General features: G+C 65.6%; 3 protein-coding genes. 2 read left to right on the forward strand and 1 reads right to left on the reverse strand.

The features are described from left to right. Nucleotides 1–782, reverse strand: a 782-nt coding sequence (locus EOA29_RS31255) for an aldose 1-epimerase (protein WP_245468600.1), incomplete at its 3' end; no start/stop codon positions are given. A 166-nt stretch (nucleotides 783–948) separates the two neighbouring features. Here EOA29_RS31255 and EOA29_RS31260 point away from each other — a divergent pair. After that, nucleotides 949–1,392, forward strand: a complete 444-nt coding sequence (locus tag EOA29_RS31260; RefSeq protein WP_126094652.1) for an SRPBCC family protein — start codon at nucleotides 949–951, stop codon at nucleotides 1,390–1,392. 174 nt (nucleotides 1,393–1,566) lie between these two features. Further along, nucleotides 1,567–2,808: a patatin-like phospholipase family protein gene (locus EOA29_RS31265; RefSeq protein ID WP_126094653.1), complete on the forward strand. Its 1,242-nt coding sequence runs from the start codon at nucleotides 1,567–1,569 to the stop codon at nucleotides 2,806–2,808. The last annotated feature ends 141 nt before the right edge of the window (nucleotides 2,809–2,949 follow it).

Below are 2,949 nucleotides of genomic sequence, written 5' to 3' on the forward strand. Positions count from 1 at the left end.
CCGTGATGCGCATCGACGGTGTGCGACACCGGCTCGAAGCAGAAGAAGCCGGCATCGGGTGACGGCGAATAGAGGATGTAAACGGCAAGCTCCGGCGAGGCGGTAAGCGAAATCTTGATCCCCTCCTCCATCTGCACGATCGAGGCGCGACGGTCCCATCCGTCGAAGGCGTTGTTCACCCACTCCAGCGGCAGCGGGATGGGACGGTCGAAATCCCAGCCCGGACGCTCGCTCACCGGCACGACGCCGACAGGCAAATGGCGCTCGTCCTCCAGCCAGACGCGCTTTGCCCTTGCTTTCAGCAGGGTTGTGTCGCCGCGCGGGAACCAGGGATGGAAACCGAGGCCGTAAGGCAGGCGAATGCCGGCGCGGTTCTCCACCGTCAGCCGCGCGTCCAACGTGCCGTCGCGCAGCGCGTAGGTGATCGACGCCGCATAACGGTAAGGCCCGATCGCGCCATCGTCGAGCACCAGTTCGGCCTCGATTGCCGTATGCCGAGCAAGCCGCCACGGTTTCTGGAAACCGTCGCCATGGATCGGAAAGGCTTCGCCCGGAACGTTCGGCTCGACGGCATGGAAGCGGCCGTCGAAGGTGAAGCCGCCGCCGGAGATGCGGTTCGACCACGGCACCAGCAGCTGACAGCCGGACGTGCCGGTGCCGTCTCCCGGCTTCAGCAGCGGAACCAGCGCGCCGCCGATCACCAGCGCGTCGTAGCGCGCGATGGCCGCGCCCCTTTCCGGCGCTAGAACCAGCCGGGCGCGGCCGTCATGAAGCTCCACCATGCAGGCCCTCATCGATGGCGATGTTGCCGCCCATCTTTACGCGAATTGGCGGAGAAGGAGACGTGAAGTCCGCAAACGCGTCCAAAAAAACTTCTCCGTCGATGTCGGGCTGGCCAGGCCCCGTTCGTCATAGGAGCATAGACCGGCAATCAACAGGAGAAACGATATGCCCAGCACCATCCGCCTGCATCGCGTCCTGGCTACCAAGCCCGAGAAAGTCTACCGCGCCTTCATCGAGGCGGACGCGCTGGCGAAGTGGCTTCCGCCCAACGGCTTCACCTGCAGCGTCCATCACTTCGAGGCAAAGGTCGGCGGCAAGTTCAAAATGTCCTTCCGCAACTTCACCACGGGCGAGAGCCACGCCTTCGGCGGCGACTATGTCGAGCTCGTCCCGGGCGAGCTCGTGCGCTACACGGACAAGTTCGACGATCCCAACCTGCCGGGCGAGATGCAGGTGACCGTGACGTTGAACAAAGTCTCGGTCGGCACGGAGATGGAGATCACTCAGGCGGGCATTCCGGACGCCATTCCGGCCGAAGCCTGCTATCTCGGCTGGCAGGAGTCGCTCAAGAACCTGGCGAGGCTCGTCGAGCCCGAGATCAATCAGTAGTACCGATCGCAACGGTCCTACGCCGGCCGCGACAGCATGTCCCGGCCGGCATGCGGCTCGATTTCCAATCTGTGAAGTTACGCGTTTCCACCGCTTGCCAGAATGGCTGCGCTGGGCTGGATTGAGCAAAGCCGAGCTCGAATGCGCCGGATGGACAGGCAGAGGGGGGCCGCGATGGAGCCGATTCCGGCCGGATCATCACCGGATGCGGATGAAGACAAGGTCGAGCATTACGATCTCGGCCTCTGCCTGTCGGGCGGCGGCTACCGCGCCATGCTATTCCATGCCGGCGTGCTTTGCCGGCTGAACGAGGCAGGCCTGCTTCAGAAAATCGACATGGTGAGCTCGGTCTCGGGCGGCTCGATCGCCGCCGGGCTGCTGGCCGTTCTCTGGCCGCGCCTGACCTTCGCCAACGGCGTCGCAACCAACTTCCGCGCGCTTTACCTGGAAAAAATACTCGCCTTCTCGCAAGTCTTCCTCGACGCACCCTCGATCCTCATGGGCATCCTCAATCCGTTTTCGAGCGCCGCGCGCGAAGTCGCCGCCTGCCACGAGCGCCATCTGTTCGATGGCTCGAGACCGATGCTTAAGGGCCTGAGCGGACGTCCCTGGTTCGTGTTCTGCTCGAGCAACCTCAGCACCGGCTCGCTGTTTCGCATGTCGAACCGCTACATTGCCGATTACCGGATCGGCATGGCCAAGCATGCGGACCTGCCGGTCGCGACCGCGGTCGCGGCGTCGTCCGCCTTCCCGCCGTTCCTGTCGCCGCTCAGGCTCGACCTCACGCAATTCGAGTGGGAGAACGACAAGCTCGACGCGAGCGTCGGCCCGCCGGTCCCGGCCGGCCGCGCCGTGCTCACCGATGGCGGGGTCTATGACAATCACGGCATCGAGCCGGCGCTGAAGCGCTGCCGCTGGCTGCTGGTCAGCGATGCCGGCGCGCCCTGGCAGGCGTCGGGCTCCGGCTACTGGAACTGGATCTCGCAATTGACGCGGGTGCTCGACACCACCGACAACCAGGTGCGGTCGCTGCGGCGGCGCGATCTTGTCGCGCGTTTCCAGGCGGCCAAGGACGCCGACGATCAGGGCTTGCCCGATGACGCCACGCGGCCCGACTATGCCGCCACGCGTGGCGTCTACTGGTCGATCGCCAGCAAGCCGGACGTGGTCGAGCCGACCTTCGTGCAGACCGCGGCAATCGCGCCCGCCGATATCGGCACCTCGCTGCACTTCCTTGGAGCCAAGGAGACCGTCGATCTGGTGAACTGGGGCTATTGCGCCAGCGACCAGGCGCTGCGCGCCTGGTACGAGCCGGCCGTGCCGGCCGGCAAGGGCGTGCCGCTGCAGGCGGGCGACGTGCAGCCGGGGCGCTGCGCGGTGATATCAAAGGCGCTGATGAGTGGGTTCAAGGTTTGAGCGCGGGGCGCGCGAGCTGCCAATCTCCCCCCTTGCGGGGGAGATGTCGCCGAAGGCGACAGAGGGGGTCGCAGCGCGTGAAGCGCCGGCGTCCTCTGCGAGGCCAGATGAGGTTGGCGATCTATGTGAGACGACCCCCTC

It is taken from the genome of Mesorhizobium sp. M1E.F.Ca.ET.063.01.1.1, from assembly GCF_003998155.1.
Taxonomy (GTDB): domain Bacteria; phylum Pseudomonadota; class Alphaproteobacteria; order Rhizobiales; family Rhizobiaceae; genus Mesorhizobium.

Bases quoted from the DNA above. Each gene is read 5' to 3' on its own strand.
- EOA29_RS31265 (WP_126094653.1), top strand. From the start codon at position 1,567: ATGGAGCCGATTCCGGCCGGATCATCACCGGATGCGGATGAAGACAAG.
- EOA29_RS31260 (WP_126094652.1), top strand. From the start codon at position 949: ATGCCCAGCACCATCCGCCTGCATCGCGTCCTGGCTACCAAGCCCGAG.